This window comes from Actinophytocola gossypii, assembly GCF_025165815.1.
Classification (GTDB): Bacteria; Actinomycetota; Actinomycetes; order Mycobacteriales; family Pseudonocardiaceae; genus Actinophytocola; species Actinophytocola gossypii.
In genome coordinates, this window is sequence record NZ_JAFFZE010000010.1 from 80,350 (window position 1) to 96,344 (window position 15,995).

Consider the following 15,995-nt stretch of genomic DNA (forward strand, 5'->3'; position numbering starts at 1 on the left):
CTCACCTTTCCTCAGCTTGGCCGCCGAGCTGGAAGTCGTGCCAGCCGGTGCTCAGATCGAGGCTCTGCTCGTGAACCTCGCCAGTTCGGTCCCGCCACCTGATGGTCACGTCGACCTCGCCGTCCACCTCACCCAGTCCGACGTGGACGTCGGTGCTGCGCTTGCCGGAGTGGCCGCTGCCGCCGTCGACCCGTGCGATGAGGTCGCGGCCGTCCGGTGTGGTCACCTCCACCTGCGCGCCGACCACGGGCGCGCCGTCCGGGTGGGTCAGCCGCAGGCCGAGGAAGTCGCCGTCGGTGTCGCTGGTGTTCCGGTAGAAGACCGGCGCCGCGAACTGGCGGGCCACCGCGAAGTCGAGCAGGCCGTCGCCGTCGGCGTCGGCGGTCGCCAGGCCGCGGGTGGGCACCGGGACCGCGAGGCCGAGGTGCGGCGCGACGTCGACGTACCGGCCGCCGTCCTCGTTGCTCTTCGCGAACAGGTGCAGGGTCTGGTCGCCGGCGAGGTCGTCGCCCTTCTCCACGTTCGGCCAGAACACCTCCTGGTCGATCAGGCTGTCGTTCGCGGTGGCCAGCTCCTGCAGGTTCGGCCACCGGTTGGTCTGCCCCTGCACGAACCCGGTCGTCTGGGTGATCTCCAGCTCGCCGTTGTTGTCGTAGTCGGCGAGCTTCACGTCCCAGGCCCAGCCGGACCACGCGGTGCCGAGGTCGGCGCTGCGGTCCTCCCACGGCGCCTCGCCCGCGGCGAGCTTGGCTCGCAGCTCCTTCTGGTTGTCCACGGTGGACAGGAAGTGCAGGTTGGACTCCTGGATGCCCCACGGCGTGGTGATGTTCGAGACGAACAGGTCGTAGATGCCGTCGTGGTTCAGGTCGCCGTAGTCGATGCCCATGCCCTTGAACGAGTCGTTGCCGAGCTGCTTGGACTTCGGCACGCCGGGCGTGCGGGTCTGCTTGGCCCCGCCGAACTCGATCCGACCCGGCTCGGACTTGTTGTACAGCAGGTGGTCCACACCGTGGTCGTTGGCGATGTAGAGCTCGGGCAGCAGGTCACCGTCCAGGTCGTTGGCCGCCGCGGCGAGCGTCCAGCCCCACAGCGCACCGTCCGGGAAGATCGAGTCCGGTGCCCGGGTGAAGGACACCGAGTCCGAATCCGCCTCCTCGAACCGGAAGATCATCTTCTTGCCGCTGTTCTTCGCGTTGGACAGGCCGTCGTTCATCTCGACCCCGCCGTCGACCGTCGGGTCGAGCACCGGGCTGTCCGGGAAGTAGTTGGCGATGAAGATGTCCTGGTGCCCGTCACCGTCGAAGTCGTCCACCGCCACCGCGTTCGTGTTCCACTGGTCGTCGGCGTACTCGCCGTCGACGACCTTCGGCTCCGGCACCAGTTCGGTCGCGGTGTACGCGTCCTCGCCGAGTTCCGTCGCCTCCGGGTCGCCGAGGAAGATCACCGGCGTGCGGCCCCAGTAGTAGGCCAGCAGGTCCATCCGGCCGTCCTCGTTGAAGTCGCCCGGCGCGCAGCCCATCGGGGCGATCGCGTCGTTGCTCGGCAGCGGCGCCAGGTCGACCTCGAACGGCTCGTAGCGGTCGTCGCGGGCGCCCGGCGTCGGCGTCACCACGACCTGGTCGGTGCGGGTGTCCACCAGGCACAGGTCGTTGGACAGGCCGTCGCCGTCCAGGTCGTTGATCGCGATCGCCGCGCCGACCGAGGAGATCCAGGCCTGGATCTTCTCGTACTCCTGGTTCACCGGGCGGATCGTCTGGTTCTTGTCCGCCTCCGGCAGCGCGATGGTCATCGCCTGGAATCCGTACCGGCTCGCCACACGGTTCTGCTCGGCCGCCGACACCGACGGCAGGCTGACCACGACGTAGCCGACCACGGCCACCACCACGGCGATGACCCCCGGCAGCTGCCTGCGCAGCCAGCCCACTTTCGTGGTCATTTACTCACACCTCCAAGGGACATCAACTCTTCTGCGATGCGCTGCCGCCACAGTTCGTAGCTCGGCAGGGCACCGTTCCGCACGTGCTCGGGTCGCATCTCGACGCTGATCCGCGCCGCGGTCTCCGCGTCCTGTCCACAAAGGATCTTCGTGGCGCTGTCGGTCTCCGGTATCCACAGCCCGGCCTTGACCCTCGCCTCCGCGGCGAACGCGGAGCCCTGGGCCAGCTGCGGACGGTGCTCACCCGCGAGCTCGGTCAACCGCACGAGCTCGTCGCGGCTCGCGCCGCACGCGTAGGTCGACGCGAGCCCGACCCCCGCCCACAGGTCGCCGTGCCGCGCGGCCGGGTAGGTCCGGACCAGGCGGGCGACCTCCGCCACGTCCGTACAGCCGACGAACCACAGCGCCCGGCCGATGCCCTGGTCGATCGCGCGGTTCGCGTAGGCCCGCGACTCGTCGTCCGGCCACGGGAAGCGCGGGGCCTGGTAGTGCTCGTGCACGTACCTGCGGGTGTGGAAGTAGGCCTGGTGGAAGCCGTAGCCGTCGAGCACCAGCCAGCGCAGCAACGGGTCGAGGCTCTCCGCCTTCGGCCAGCGGAACCGCGGCAGCCGCGCCATCGCCCAGCCGATCCCGCAGTAGACGATGTAGATCTGGTCCGCGGCCGGCCCGGCGAGGAAGTCGTCGTTGTGGTGCCGGTGGCCGAAGGGCAACCCGTCGAGCATGCCGTAGCCCATGCCGGCGCCCTCGTAGGCGAAGCCACGGAACCGGTGCTCGATCGTGCCCAGTCGCGCCTCGACATCGGCGATCGAGCTCGCCTCCACCGCGTGCGCGTACCCGGCGAGGAACAACGCGCCCACCTTCTCGAGCAGTTCCTGGGATTCTCGATCCTTGCGGCGGAATCCACGGGTTTCCAGGTAGGTGGCCGATACATTCGGCGTCAGTATCTTGCGCCGGAGCGTGCGCCAGCCGTGACCCAAGACGCTCTCCCCCTTTTTCGGGTAAGTTCGCGAGAGGTATTCCACTCAATTGTCGACGGGTGCCGCGTGGCTATTCCACTTCGGCTGTGCGAGCTGTTCGGAGGTGGCTCAGGCGGCGTCGGCCACATTGGGCGCCGAACGTATCCGCGACCTGATCCGCTCCCGCCACACCTCGTACGCCGGCTCGCCGCCGGGACCGCTCGCGTCCGAGGGAACCTCGGTGGCGTCGGCGACCGCGACCGCGTCCTCGACGGTCAGCCCGGTGAGGACCTCGGTGGCGACCCGGCCGTGCTCGGGCACGAAACCGGCGTAGGTACGTGCCTTCGCGGCGAACACCGAACCGAGCGCGACCTCGTCGGCGTGTTCACCGGCCGCCGCGCGGATCCGCGCGAGGTTGGCGGCCGAACAGCCGCCGGCGAACGTGGCGGCGAGCCCGACCCCGCTCCACAGGTCGGCGCGCCGGTCGGCGGGGAACCCGCGCACGGCGGCGACGACCCCGTCCGGCAGGGCACCGTGGATGAACCACAGCGCACGGCCGATCCCCTGGTCGACGGCACGCGGGAAGTAGTCCGGCGCACCGGCCCATGGATAGGGCCGGGGCACCCGCTGCTCGTCGACGACCGCGCGGGTGTGGAAGTACGCGCGGTCGAAGCCGTAGCCGTCGACGGCGAGCCAGCTCATCGTCGGGTGGTACGGCGAGCCGGCCAGGTCGGGCAGGACGTCGCGCCACAGCGGTCTCGGCAGCCGCGCCATCGCGAAGCCGATGCCGATGTAGGTGAGGAAGATGTGCGGGGCCCCGGTGCCGAGCAGCAGCGCCCTGGTCTTCGAGCCGGCCCGGCGGCCGCGGCCGCCGGCCATCGCGTCGCGCACCGTGTAGGCCATCGCCGCGCCCTCGTAGGCGAACCCGCGCAGTTCGGGGGACATGGTCTCCAGGCGCCGCTCGACCTCCCAGAGCGTGCGCCGCTCGATCCCCCACTCGAAGCCGCAGATCACCGACTGCGGGATCGCCTCGAGACGCTCAGCGGACGGCGACCCGGCGCCGGGGAACCCCCGGTGGGCGAAGGTGACGGCGCGCAGCTTCGGGGTCAGCGCCAGCCTGCGTATGGTACCGAGAACCACCGGCATTCCTCTCCTGAAGACGGTACGAAGTGCGGCTCAACCCGCGACGGCGTCGGACGCCCACGCGTCGACCAGGAACCTCGGGGTGTCGATGACCGGGTCCCCGCGGAGAATCGCCCGGTGCAGCTCCCGCGCACGCGGTGAGGGATCGACCCCGAGCTGGTCACGGATGGTCACGCACATCTCGTAGTAGACCTCGAGCGCCTGACCCGGCCGTCCGGAGCGGTGCAGCGCCAACATGTACTGCACCCGGAAGTTCTCCATGTAGGGGTGGCGGGCGCACAACGCGGCCAGGTCACCGAGCAGCTGGTGGTGTCGGCCAAGGTGGAGGTCGGCGTCGATCCGAAGGGTCAGATCGGTCAGCCGGCTCTCGGCCAACCGCATCGCCTCGATCTCCAGCTGCGACCCCATGGCGACGTCGACGAGCGCCGGGCCCCGCCACATCGCGAGCGCCGACGACAGCAGCCGCTGGGCCCGCTCGTAGTCGCCGACCGCGCCGGCGGCCCGCCCGGCCGCCGCCAACCGGCCGTACCGCACCAGGTCCACCTGCTCGGGCTCCACCCGTAGCAGGTACCCCGTGTGCCGGGTGGCCAGGAGGTCACGCGCCAGGTCTTCCTGCCCGGCGGGCAGGGCGCCGCGCATGAGCTTGCGCACGTGCAGCACGTAGGTCTGCAGTGTGCTGGGCGCGCTGCGGGGTGAGTTTGCACCCCACAGTTCCTCCATCAGCGCCGCGTTGGTCACCAACTGCCCCGAGTTGATCGCGAGCATCGCCAGTAGCTGGCGCGGTTTGCTCGCCGTCGGCACCACCGAGACGCCGTTGACGGCGACCTCCAGTGCGCCGAGCACATTGATTTCAGCTCGCATAAGTCAGCTCATTTCACCGGTACACCTCATCGCAGCGTAAGTCCCCGGGACGACCGCCGAATCTTCCGAAATGCGACCGGCGACCAGAGCATCACAGGAGTAGCCGCGTGATTCGATCTTGCTACTCGGACCGAGCCGACCGCGCTCCGCACAAAGGAAGTAGTTGGGCCAAGAGCGCTGATGCAGGCTGTATTTGATACCGGGCGGCCGGGCCGATACGTAAGCCGTTCGCCCGTGGTTCCTTCTGGCCGTGAGGCGGTGAACGTGAGCAACGAGCGGATCGCAATCGTTGGCATTGGGTTGCGCTATCCGGACGCCACATCTCCCGAAGAACTCTGGGAGAACGTGCTCGCCGGTCGTAGGGCATTCCGACGCCTGCCCGATGTACGAATGAACCAGGCGGACTACTGGTCGCCGGACCCGCACGCCCCGGACAGGTTCTACTCGACAAGAGCAGCGGTACTGCGCGACTTCGAGTTCGACCGGGTCAAGTACAAGATCGCCGGCAGCACCTACCGGTCGACGGACCTGACCCACTGGCTTGCCCTGGACACGGCCGCGACCGCACTGGCCGACGCGGGCTTCCCGTTCGCGGAGGGCCTGCCGAGGCGGGGCGCCGGAGTGATCCTGGGCAACAGCCTGACCGGCGAGTTCTCCCGGGCCAACCTCATGCGGCTGCGCTGGCCGTACGTGCGGCGCACGGTGGCCGCGGCGCTGTCCGCGAAGGGATGGTCGGCCGAGGAGACCGGCGCGTTCCTGCGCGACCTCGAGCCGCAGTACAAGGCGCCGTTCCCGCCGATCGACGAGGACACCCTGGCCGGTGGTCTGGCGAACACGATCGCCGGGCGCATCTGCAACTACTTCGACCTGGGCGGCGGCGGTTTCACCGTCGACGGGGCCTGCTCGTCGTCGCTGCTGGCGATCACGTCGGCGGCCAGGGCGCTGGTGGACGGCGACCTGGACGTGGCCATCGCGGGTGGTGTCGACCTGTCCATCGACCCGTTCGAGGTGATCGGGTTCGCCAAGACCGGCGCGCTCGCCACCGGCGAGATGAAGGTGTACGACAAGGACTCCAACGGCTTCTGGCCGGGCGAGGGCTGCGGCATGGTCGTACTGATGCGCGAGAGCGAGGCCATCGCCCGCAACCTGCGCATCTACGCCTCGGTCACCGGCTGGGGCGTCTCCTCGGACGGCAAGGGCGGCATCACCCGGCCGGAGGCGTCCGGCCACCAGCTCGCGTTGACCCGTGCCTACGAGCGGGCCGGCTACGGCGTGGAGACCGTGTCCTACTTCGAAGGCCACGGCACCGGCACGGCGGTCGGCGACGCGACCGAGATCGAGGCGCTGTCCGGCGCCCGCCGCGAGGCCGACCCCACCGCCCCGCCCGCGGCGCTGGGCACGATCAAGGGCAACTTCGGCCACACCAAGGCCGCGGCCGGCATCGCCGGCCTGATCAAGGCGACGCTGGCGGTGTACCACCAGGTCATCCCGCCCGCGACCGGCCACGTCGACCCGCACCCCAAGCTGACCGAGCCGGACGCGGCGATGTACGTGCCGGACGAGGCCGGCCTGTGGCCCGCCGACGGCCCGGTTCGCGCCGGTGTGTCGGCGATGGGCTTCGGCGGGATCAACTCGCACGTGGCGATCGAGGAGGCACCCGGCCGCGAGCGGCGTACGGAGGTGGACCGGCGGGCCGGCGAGTTGGTCGCCGGCCGGCAGGACGTCGAGCTGCTGCTGGTCGACGCGCACACCCACGACGCCCTGCACGCCCGGGTCGCCAACCTCGTCGGCCTGGTCGGCACGCTCGCCACCGCCGAGCTCACCGACCTGGCCGGCACGCTGGCGGTCGAGCAGACCGGCGGTCACCACCGGGCCGCGGTGGTGGCCGGCGACCCCGCCGACGCGGTCCGCAAGCTGACCAGGGTGCGCGACGAGCTGGCCGCCGGGACCACGCGGCTGTTCGCACCCGCGGACGGGGTGTTCCTCGACCACCGGACCACCGCGCCACGCATCGCCTACCTGTTCCCCGGGCAGGGATCGGGCCGGGACACGGTCGGCGCGATCCGGCGCCGGTTCACCGCCGCCCGGACGGTCTTCGCCAACGAGGCCGTGCCGGCCGACGGCGATCACGTGGCCACCGAGGTCGCTCAGCCGCGGATCGTCGCCGGCTCGGTCGCCGGCCTGCGGGTGCTGTACTCGTTGGGGATCGACGCGGACATCGCGGTCGGGCACAGCCTCGGCGAGCTGACCGCGCTCTCCTGGGCCGGCGCGATCGAGGGCGGCGACGTACTGCGGCTGGCCGCGGTCCGCGGCCGGGTGATGGGGCGGGCGAGCCGGACCGGCGGTGCGATGGCCGGGGTGTCCGCCGACCCGGCGACCGTCGAGGCACTGGCCGGCGACCGGGACGTCGTCGTCGCCGGCTACAACGGCCCGACCCAGACGGTGATCGCCGGCCCGGCCTCGGACGTGGACGAGGTGTGCGTGCGGGCCCGTTCCCGTGGTCTGACCGCGACCCGGCTCAACGTCTCGCACGCGTTCCACTCCCCGATGGTGCGGCCGGCCGCCGAGGCGATGGCCGAGCGGCTGACCGAGTTCGACCTCGGCACGCCCCGGCGCCCGGTCGTCTCCACCGTCACCGGCGAGTTGCTCGAACCGCACACCGACCTGCGTGCGCTGCTGGTCGACCAGGTGGTGCGGCCGGTTCGCTTCCAGCAGGCCGCGGCCGTCGCCGTCGCCGGAGCGGACCTGGTGTTGGAGGTCGGCCCCGGCCGGGTGCTCTCCGGGCTGGTCGCCCAGCAGGCGCCGGACACGGCGGTGCTCGCGCTGGACACCGACAGCCCCTCGCTCAGCTCGCTGCTCGGCGCCGCGGGCGCCGCCTACGCGCTGGGCGTCGACCTCGACCCGACGCCGCTGTTCGCCGACCGGGTGGTGCGGCCGATGCCCGAGGACGCCGACCTCACGTTCCTGGCGAGCCCGTGCGAGACGGCCCCGGAGATCGCCGAGGACCTCACCGTGGACGCCGAGCCGGCGGATGCCACGGATGCCGCGGAGTCCACGGATGCCGACGCGGTCGCGGCGGGTAGCTCGGAGTCGGCGACGCTCGACGTGCTGCGTCGGCTGGCCGCCGACCGGGTCGAGCTCCCGCTGGAGACCGTCACCGCACAGACCCACCCGCTCGACGACCTGCACCTCAGCTCGATCACCGTGGGGCAGATCGTCAACGAGGCCACCCGCGAGCTCGGTCTGCCCGCGCTGGCCGCCACGGCGAACTTCGCGACCGTCACCCTCGGCGAGCTGGCCGAGATGATCGACCAGCTCGACGAGACCGCGCAGGACGGCGCGGCTGGTCCGAACGAGATTCCCGGCTTCGCGCCCTGGGTGCGGCCGTTCTCGGTGGACTACCTGCCGGCACCGCGCACCACGCTGGCGCTCGGCACCGGCGCGCCCGGCAACTGGGAGCTGGTCGCCCCGGCGGGCCACCCGCTCGGGGAGCGGCTGCGTGCCGCGCTGGTCGATGCCGGCGTCGGCAACGGGGTGCTGCTGTGCCTGCCCCGCGACGGTGAACCGCACGTCGAGTTGTTCCTGCGCGCCGGCCAACGGGCCGTCGCCGGCACCGACACGCGGTTCGTGGTGGTGCAGGAGAACCTCGGCGCTTCGGGTCTGGCCAGGACGTTGCACCTGGAACACCCGTCGGTGCCCACCACGGTGATCGGGCTGGCCGACTCCGAGCCGACGAGCCCGGAGGACATCGACGCCACCGTCGCGAACGTGGTCGGCGACGTCGCCGCGACGACCGGCTTCGCCGAGGTCCGGTACACCGAGGAGGGCACCAGAACGGTGCCGGTCCTGCGCGCGCTTCCGGACGTGGCTCCGGACGGGACAACGGGTGCCGCGAGCCCGCTCGGACCGGGTGACGTGCTGCTGGTGACCGGCGGCGCGAAGGGCATCACGGCGGAGTGCGCGCTGGCCATGGCGCGGGACTCGGGAGCCAGACTCGCCCTGCTCGGGCGGGCCGACCCGGCCGAGGACGATGAGGTTTCGACGAACCTGGCCCGGATGGCCTCGGCCGGTGTCGAGGTGCGCTACGAACGCGCCGACGTGACCGCTGCCGACCAGGTCCTGGCCGCGGTGACGCGGTTCGAGAACGAGCTCGGGCCGGTGACCGCGCTGCTGCACGGCGCGGGGCGCAACGAGCCGAGCGCGCTGGCGAACCTGACCGATGAGCAGTTCCGGCAGACCCTGGCGCCGAAGATCGCCGGTCTGCGCACGGTGCTCGGCGCGGTCGACGCGGACCGGATCAAGCTGCTGGTCACGTTCGGCAGCATCATCGGCCGGGCCGGGCTGCGCGGCGAGGCGCACTACTCGACCGCGAACGACTGGATGTCCGAGCTGACCGTCCGGTTCGGCGAGGAGCACCCGAACGCGCGGGTGCTCGCGCTGGAATGGTCGGTCTGGTCCGGTGCCGGCATGGGCGAGAAGCTGGGCGTGGTCGAGGCGCTGATGCGCGACGGCATCACCCCGATCTCCCTGGACAACGGGCTCGCGGTGCTCCGGCGCGTGCTGGCCGACCCGTCGGCCGGGCCGGTGCTGGTGGTCAGCGGCCGGGCGGCGGGGCTGCCCACCCTCGCGTTCGCGAGCGAGGAACTGCCGCTGACCCGGTTCATCGACCGGGTGCCGGTGCACTACCCGGGCGTCGAGCTGATCAGCGAGACCGAGCTGAGCGCGGGCAGCGACCCGTACCTGTCCGACCACCTGTTGGAGGGCGACCTGCTGTTCCCCGCGGTGATCGGCATGGAGGCGATGACCCAGGTCGCCACCGCGCTCACCGGCCGGCCGAGCGCGCCGCTGCTGGAGGAGGTCGAGTTCCTGCGGCCGATCGTGGTGCGGCCCGGCGGCTCGACCGGCATCCGGATCGTCGCGCTCAACCGGGACGCCGAGACGGTGGCGGTCGCCATCCGCAGCGAGGAGACGGCGTTCAGCAGCGACCACTTCCGGGCACGACTGCGGTTCCCCCGGCCGGAGCCGCCCACCCCGGCGGCCGGGACCACGGGCATCGTCACCAACCTGCCCGCGGTGCCGGTCGACCCGGTCGCCGAGCTGTACGGGGGCGTGCTGTTCCAGGGCAAGCGGTTCCAGCGCCTGCTGTCCTACCGCAGGGCGTCCGCCAGGCACGCGGTGGCGGAGCTGTCCACCACCACCCCGGCGCCCTGGTTCGCGGCGTTCCTCTCCCAGGAGCGGGTGCTGGCCGATCCCGGTACCCGCGACGCGGTGATGCACGCCATCCAGTGCTGCGTCCCCGACGCGACGCTGCTGCCGCAGGGCATCGAGAAGCTGTACCTGGCCGACCCCGACCTCGAGGCCGACACCGAGGTCGTGGTGATGGACGCCCGGGAGCGCCTGCAGGACGGCGACACCTACGTCTACGACATCGACGTGCTGACCACGGACGGGACGCTGGTCGAGCGCTGGGAGGGCCTGTCGCTGCGCGCGGTGCGCAAGCGCGCCGGCGCCGGGCCCTGGGTCCCCGCACTGCTCGGCTCCTACCTGGAGCGCGCGGCCGAGCGGGTGCTCGGCGGCAGCCGGGCGGTCGTGGTCGAACCGAACCCCGCGACCGGCCTGTTCGAGGCCGAGGACCGACGGGCACAGACCGCCCTTGCCGCCGGCCGGGCACTCGGCCGCGTGGCCCGGGTCCGGTACCGGCCGGACGGCCGCCCGGAGATCGACGACGCCGCGCTGTCGGCCTCCCACGGGGCGGGCGTGACGATGGTCGTCACCGGGACCGGCCCGCTCGCCTGCGACGTGGAGACCGTCCTCGACCGCGACGGCGACGACTGGGCGACGCTGCTCGGCGAGCAGCAGGTCCCGGTGTGCGAGTTGGTGGCCGCCGAGACCGGTGAGTCGCTGTCGCTGGCCGCCACCAGGGTCTGGAGCGCGCTGGAGTGCCTGCGCAAGGCCGGGGTGACCGCCCAGGCGCTCACCCTGGACCGGGTCGACGAGGAGGGCTGGGTACTGCTGTCCGACGGCGATGCGCGCATCGCGACCTGGGTCACCACGCTCAACGACGTGCGTGAGCCGGTGGTCTTCGCCGTCCTGTCGGGAGAGGAGAACTGAGGAAATGGCCGGGTACTACGAGATCCGCCACACCGTGGGGTTCGAGGAGACCAACCTCGTCGGCAACGTCTACTACGTGAACTACCTGCGGTGGCAGGGACGCTGCCGGGAGATGTTCCTCAAGGAGAAGGCCCCGAAGGTGCTGGCGGAGATGCAGCAGGACCTGAAGCTGTTCACGCTGAAGGTCGAGTGCGAGTTCTTCGCCGAGATCACCGCGTTCGACGAGCTGTCCGTGCGCATGCGGCTCGACGAGCTGACCCAGACCCAGATCCAGTTCAGCTTCGACTACGTCAAGCTGGTCGAGGACGTGGAGTTCCTGGTGGCGCGGGGCCGGCAGCGGATCGCGTGCATGCGCGGGCCGAACAACGACACGGTCCCGTCGCGGGTGCCCGCGGCGCTGCGTGAGGCGCTCGCGCCGTACACCGCGAACCCGAACGTGGCTCCGGCCACGAGCAAGCCCGTCGGTACCGGGGACACGCGGTGACCCCCGGGCCGGCGGACGGGCCGGGGGCGTCGGTTTCGCCGCCGGTGTCGGTGCTCAGGCCCACGAACGAGCAGGAGGTCGCCGGGCGGGCGCTGCGCGAGGTGATGTCCCAGTTCGCCACGGGTATCACGGTGCTCACCGCGCGCGGGGAGAAGGCGCACGGGATGACGGCCAACGCCTTCACCTCCGTTTCCATCGACCCGCCGCTGGTGCTGTGCTGTGTCGGCCGGACGGCCCGGATCCACGACGCGATCATCGACGCGGGCCACTTCGGCGTGTCGGTGCTGAGCGCCGAGCAGGAGGGCGTGGCGCGCTACTTCGCCGGCCGGGGCCGGCCGGCCGGGATGGCCCAGTTCGAACGGGTGGACTGGTTCCCCGGCCGCCACACCGGCGCTCCGCTGCTGGTCGGGTCACTGGCCTGGCTGGAGTGCGACCTGCGGCAGACCTACGAGGGCGGCGACCACTCGATCTTCCTCGGCACCGTGCTCAGTGCCAGCCGAGGCGGCGGACAGCCGCTGCTGTTCCTCGGCGGTGGCTTCCACCACCACGGCGTGCCGGCGGCGCGAAGCGCCTGAACGGGGCAGCACGTTCCACCGCGGACACCCAAGGATGACCATGGACACGAGCCTGTACGAAGCCGGTCGACCGACGCTGCGCGCCGCTCGCTCGCCCAACCACGTGGCCTACCGGCAGGTGCGCCAGAACGTGCTCGAGGTGCTGTCCGGCGACCCGGGGAACCCGACCGTGCCGTCTTGTCCGGAGTGGACGGTCCGCGACCTGCTCGCCCACCTGGTGGGGTCGGCGGCGCTCGCGGTCGGCCGGATGTCCGGATGGCCGTCGACCCACCCGTCGTCCTCGTCCGGCATGGGTGTCCCGGAACTGCTGGACGCGTGGGACCGGCTCGGCGCGGAGGTCGACCTGCTGCTCGCCGACCGGGGCGCGCGGGCGGGCAACCTCCTGGTGACCGACGCGTTCACCCACGAGCTGGACCTGCGTTACGCGGTCGGCGCTCCGATGCCGGCCGACCACCTCGCGTTCGCGGGCGCGTTCGAGGTGCTGGCCAACGGGTTCTCGGCCGCGGTGACCGCGCACCACCTGCCCGCGCTGCGCCTGTCCACCGGAAGCACCCGGTGGACCGTCGGGGACGGCGAGCCGGTGGCGACGGTCACCGCGGACCGCCACGACCTCTACCGGTCGCTCGCCGGGCGGCGCAGCCACTCGCAGATCACCGCGCTGGGCTGGGACCGCGACTCCCACCGTTGGTTACCCGCGTTCAGCTGGGGCCCGTTCAGCCCACCCGAGTCCCCGGTGGAGTGACCTCCTCCTCCACCGCCTCCTCGCGGAGGATCTCGCGGGGGAAGCGTTCCGCCGAGCGCCGCACCGCCTCCGTCGCCGCCTCGGCGGTGTCACCCTCGCCCACCATGAGGGTCACCAGCTGCGTCTCGAAGCTCCGGTCGGCGTCGCACGGGTCGATGAGGTAGCCACCGATCTCGAGGGCTGCCAGCCCGTGCATGCCCAGCCACATGTGGTGCGCGACCACCATCTCGTCGCCGGCGGTGAACCGTCCCGCGGCGATGCACCGTGCCGAGCACTCGACCACGGGGACCAGCATGAAGCGCCCGTACTGGCGGTCCTCCTCGGTCAGCTCGAAGCCGGCCAGCGACAGGCCGCCGAACATCACCGAGTACAGGTGCGGGGCGCTCGTCGCCGTGTGCCGGTAGGCCCGCCCGTACAGCGCCAGATCCGCGACCGGGTCGTCGGTGGGGACGAGCCGCTCGAAGTAGTGCCGCAGCCGGCCGAATCCTTCGTGCACGATCTCGCGCACCAGGCCGCTCATGCTCCCGAAATGCGTGTAGACGGCCATCGTCGACGTGCCGGCCTCGGTGGCGATGCGTCGGGTCGACATCGCCTCCGGTCCTTCCTGGGCCAGCAGCCGGGCCGCGATCTGGACCAACTCCGAACGTGCTCTGGGGTCTTTTCGCCGTGGGCTCACCTTGACAGTGTTACATAACACCCCTACCGTTGTAAGTACAACGGCGTTATGGAACAGGCGGCGGTCAGCCGCGGGAGAGATTGGCGACAGACATGAACGAGCCAACCAACATCGGTCAGTCGGCCCCCCACGCCCGGTTCCGCATGGAGACCGGCCTGGAGGTGCTGGACGCCTGGGCCGAGTCGGCCGGGCAGTCCGACCGCAACGCGATCTACAAGGCGCTGTTCGCGATGGCCGACGGGTCGCTGTTCCGCACCTACCGGATCATCGACGACTTCCAGCAGCTGAGCGAGCTGTACGTCCTGGTCAAGGACGACCTCGTGCTCAAGCTTCGGATCAACTGCTTCGACTCGTTCGGCATCGTCGGGATCGGCCCCCGCGACCAGTTCACACCGTAATCTGATGACCGTGTCCGACCCACTGGTGGCCGCCCCGATCGTGGATCCGAACCTCGCGGCGCCGTTCGGCTCGATCGAGAGCTATGCCGCGGCGGTCGCCGAGCTCCGGGCCGCCGCGCTGGCCTACTACCAGAGCGCCGACCCGCTGATGGACGACGCCGCCTACGACGCGCTGCTCGCCAGGGTCACCGCCACCGAGACGGCCCGCCCGGAGTGGAAGGTCACCGGCTCGCCGACCGAGACGGTCGCCGCCGGCGTCCCGATCGGCGGCGACGTCCCCCACTCCAGCCCGATGCTGGGACTGGACAACGTCTTCGGCGAGGAGGCCCTGCGGAAGTGGGCCGCCCGGCTGGACCGGCTCCTCGGCCGGCCCGCCGCCGGGTACACGGTCGAACCCAAGATCGACGGGCTCGCCATCGCGGCCCGGTACGTCGACGGCCGGCTCACGCTGGTCGCCACCCGCGGCGACGGGGTCGCCGGGGAGAACGTCACCCGCATCGCCCGGCGCGCGGCCGGCCTGCCCGAGCGGCTCGCCGAGCCGGTGACCCTGGAGGTGCGCGGCGAGGTCTATATGACCGAGACCGACTTCGCCGCCGCGAACGAGCTGCGGATCGGCGCCGGCGAGCCCGCGTTCGCCCACCCGCGCAGCGCCGCCGCCGGCACCCTGCGCGCCGACCAGCGCGCCTACGACGCGCCGCTGTCGTTCCTGGCCTACGCCGTGCAGGGCATGCCGGACGTCACCCACTCCGCCGCCATGGCCGAGCTGGAGCGCCTCGGCGTGGCCACCACCCTCGGCTGCCCGGCCGGGATGACCGTGTGCACCACGATCGACGAGGCCCTCGCGGCCGTCGAGCGGATCGGCGAGCTGCGCGGCGCGCTCGGGTTCGGCGTGGACGGCGCGGTGGTCAAGGCCGACCAGCCGGCCGACCGCGACGCCGCCGGCTCGTCCAGCCGCGCGCCGCGCTGGGGCATCTCCTACAAGTTCCCGGTCGACACCCGCACCACGACCCTGCTCGGCATCGAGGTCCAGGTGGGCCGCACCGGGGTGATCACGCCGGTCGCCGTGCTTGAGCCGGTCGTGATCAGCGGCGTCACCGTCGTGTCGGCCACCCTGCACAACTTCGGCGACCTGGTGCGACGCAACGTCCGCGTCGGCGACACGGTGTTCGTTCGCCGCGCGGGCGACGTGATCCCGGAGATCACCGGCGCGAAGCTGGACGAGCGCCCGGTCGACTCGGTGCCGTTCGAGCCGCCGGAGCACTGCCCGCGCTGCGGCGGCGGGATCGACCGGTCACAGAAGCGCTGGCGGTGCGTGCAGGGCCGGGTGTGCGGCGCCCGGCAGACGCTGGCGTACTTCGCCACCCGCGACGCGATGGACATCGAGCACCTCGGCGACAAGATCATCGACCAGCTGGTGGCGGCCGGGCTGGTGGCCGACCCGGCGGACCTGTTCGACCTGGACGTGCCGACGCTGGTGCGGCTGGAGCGGATGGGTGAGGTGTCCGCCGGCAAGCTGGTCGCGAGCATCCAGGGCGCCAAGGACCGGCCGTTGTCCAAGGTGCTCACCGCGCTGGGCATGCGGATGGCCGGGCGGGCGATGTGCCGCCGGCTGGCCGCCGAGTTCGGCACGGTGACCGCGCTGCTGGAGGCGTCGGTGGCGGACCTGCAGCGGGTCGAGGGGGTCGGGCCGGAACGCGCGGTCACGATCGCCGCCGAGCTGGCCGACTACCGTGCGGTGATCGAGAAGCTGATCGCCCGCGGGGTCAACACCACCGAGCCCCGGACCGGACCCGCCGAGCCCGGCCTTCCGCTGCGCAAACCGGACGGGTCGCCGATGCGGGTGGTGGTCACCGGCGCGGTCCCCGGCCTGACCAACCGCACGGACGCCAACGACGCGGTGGAACGGTTGGGCGGCAAGGCCTCCGGATCCGTGTCGGCGAAGACCGACCTCGTGGTGGTCGGCGACGGCGCGGGGTCCAAGGCCGCGAAGGCCGAGGAGCTGGGCATCCGGATCATGCCGGCCGAGGAGTTCGCCGCCCTGCTGTAGAAACCGGCATCTGCGGATAAGACACCGCGTCGCGGTCCGGTCATCCTTGGGACAGAACAGCTCCCG

The 15,995-nt window shown here is 71.7% G+C and carries 11 protein-coding genes; 6 read left to right on the forward strand and 5 right to left on the reverse strand.

Annotation, left to right across the window (positions count from 1 at the left end; genetic code table 11):
- Position 1: 1 nt before the first annotated feature.
- From JT362_RS11640 to JT362_RS11655, 4 genes are all read right to left on the reverse strand, one after another.
- Positions 2 to 1,936 carry a CRTAC1 family protein gene (locus tag JT362_RS11640; RefSeq protein WP_260191138.1) on the reverse strand — a complete coding sequence of 645 codons (1,935 nt, stop codon included), beginning with the start codon at positions 1,934 to 1,936 and terminating at the stop codon, positions 2 to 4.
- The gene (locus JT362_RS11645) at positions 1,933 to 2,913 is read right to left on the reverse strand and encodes a DUF1702 family protein (protein WP_260191139.1); all 981 of its coding nucleotides are present in this window, start codon (positions 2,911 to 2,913) and stop codon (positions 1,933 to 1,935) included. The genes JT362_RS11640 and JT362_RS11645 overlap by 4 nt, the downstream gene beginning before the upstream one ends.
- A gap of 108 nt (positions 2,914 to 3,021) precedes the next feature.
- The gene (locus JT362_RS11650) at positions 3,022 to 4,038 is read right to left on the reverse strand and encodes a DUF1702 family protein (RefSeq protein ID WP_260191140.1); all 1,017 of its coding nucleotides are present in this window, start codon (positions 4,036 to 4,038) and stop codon (positions 3,022 to 3,024) included.
- Between the two features lie 30 nt (positions 4,039 to 4,068).
- A complete protein-coding gene (locus tag JT362_RS11655) occupies positions 4,069 to 4,896 on the reverse strand; it encodes an AfsR/SARP family transcriptional regulator (RefSeq protein WP_260191141.1) in 828 nt (275 codons plus the stop codon).
- 264 nt (positions 4,897 to 5,160) lie between these two features.
- Between JT362_RS11655 and JT362_RS11660 the strand changes: the two genes are divergently transcribed.
- From JT362_RS11660 to JT362_RS11675, 4 genes are all read left to right on the forward strand, one after another.
- On the forward strand, positions 5,161 to 11,007 hold the full coding sequence (locus JT362_RS11660; RefSeq protein ID WP_260191142.1) for a type I polyketide synthase: 5,847 nt from the start codon (positions 5,161 to 5,163) through the stop codon (positions 11,005 to 11,007).
- 4 nt (positions 11,008 to 11,011) lie between these two features.
- The gene (locus JT362_RS11665; protein WP_260191143.1) at positions 11,012 to 11,491 is read left to right on the forward strand and encodes an acyl-CoA thioesterase; all 480 of its coding nucleotides are present in this window, start codon (positions 11,012 to 11,014) and stop codon (positions 11,489 to 11,491) included.
- A 104-nt stretch (positions 11,492 to 11,595) separates the two neighbouring features.
- On the forward strand, positions 11,596 to 12,066 hold the full coding sequence (locus tag JT362_RS11670) for a flavin reductase family protein (RefSeq protein ID WP_260191411.1): 471 nt from the start codon (positions 11,596 to 11,598) through the stop codon (positions 12,064 to 12,066).
- Between the two features lie 40 nt (positions 12,067 to 12,106).
- On the forward strand, positions 12,107 to 12,808 hold the full coding sequence (locus JT362_RS11675) for a maleylpyruvate isomerase family mycothiol-dependent enzyme (RefSeq protein ID WP_260191144.1): 702 nt from the start codon (positions 12,107 to 12,109) through the stop codon (positions 12,806 to 12,808).
- On the opposite strand, the gene JT362_RS11680 is transcribed toward JT362_RS11675, so the two are convergent.
- On the reverse strand, positions 12,780 to 13,445 hold the full coding sequence (locus tag JT362_RS11680; RefSeq protein WP_260191145.1) for a TetR/AcrR family transcriptional regulator: 666 nt from the start codon (positions 13,443 to 13,445) through the stop codon (positions 12,780 to 12,782). The genes JT362_RS11675 and JT362_RS11680 overlap by 29 nt on opposite strands.
- Before the next feature lie 131 nt (positions 13,446 to 13,576).
- On the opposite strand from JT362_RS11680, the gene JT362_RS11685 reads away from it, so the two are divergent.
- Both JT362_RS11685 and ligA read left to right on the forward strand, forming a co-directional pair.
- Positions 13,577 to 13,882, forward strand: coding sequence for a DUF6235 family protein (locus JT362_RS11685; RefSeq protein WP_260191146.1), 306 nt, complete (start codon positions 13,577 to 13,579; stop codon positions 13,880 to 13,882).
- 4 nt (positions 13,883 to 13,886) lie between these two features.
- Positions 13,887 to 15,929 (forward strand): NAD-dependent DNA ligase LigA, encoded by a 2,043-nt coding sequence (ligA, locus tag JT362_RS11690; protein ID WP_260191147.1) that lies wholly within the window; start codon positions 13,887 to 13,889, stop codon positions 15,927 to 15,929.
- The last annotated feature ends 66 nt before the right edge of the window (positions 15,930 to 15,995 follow it).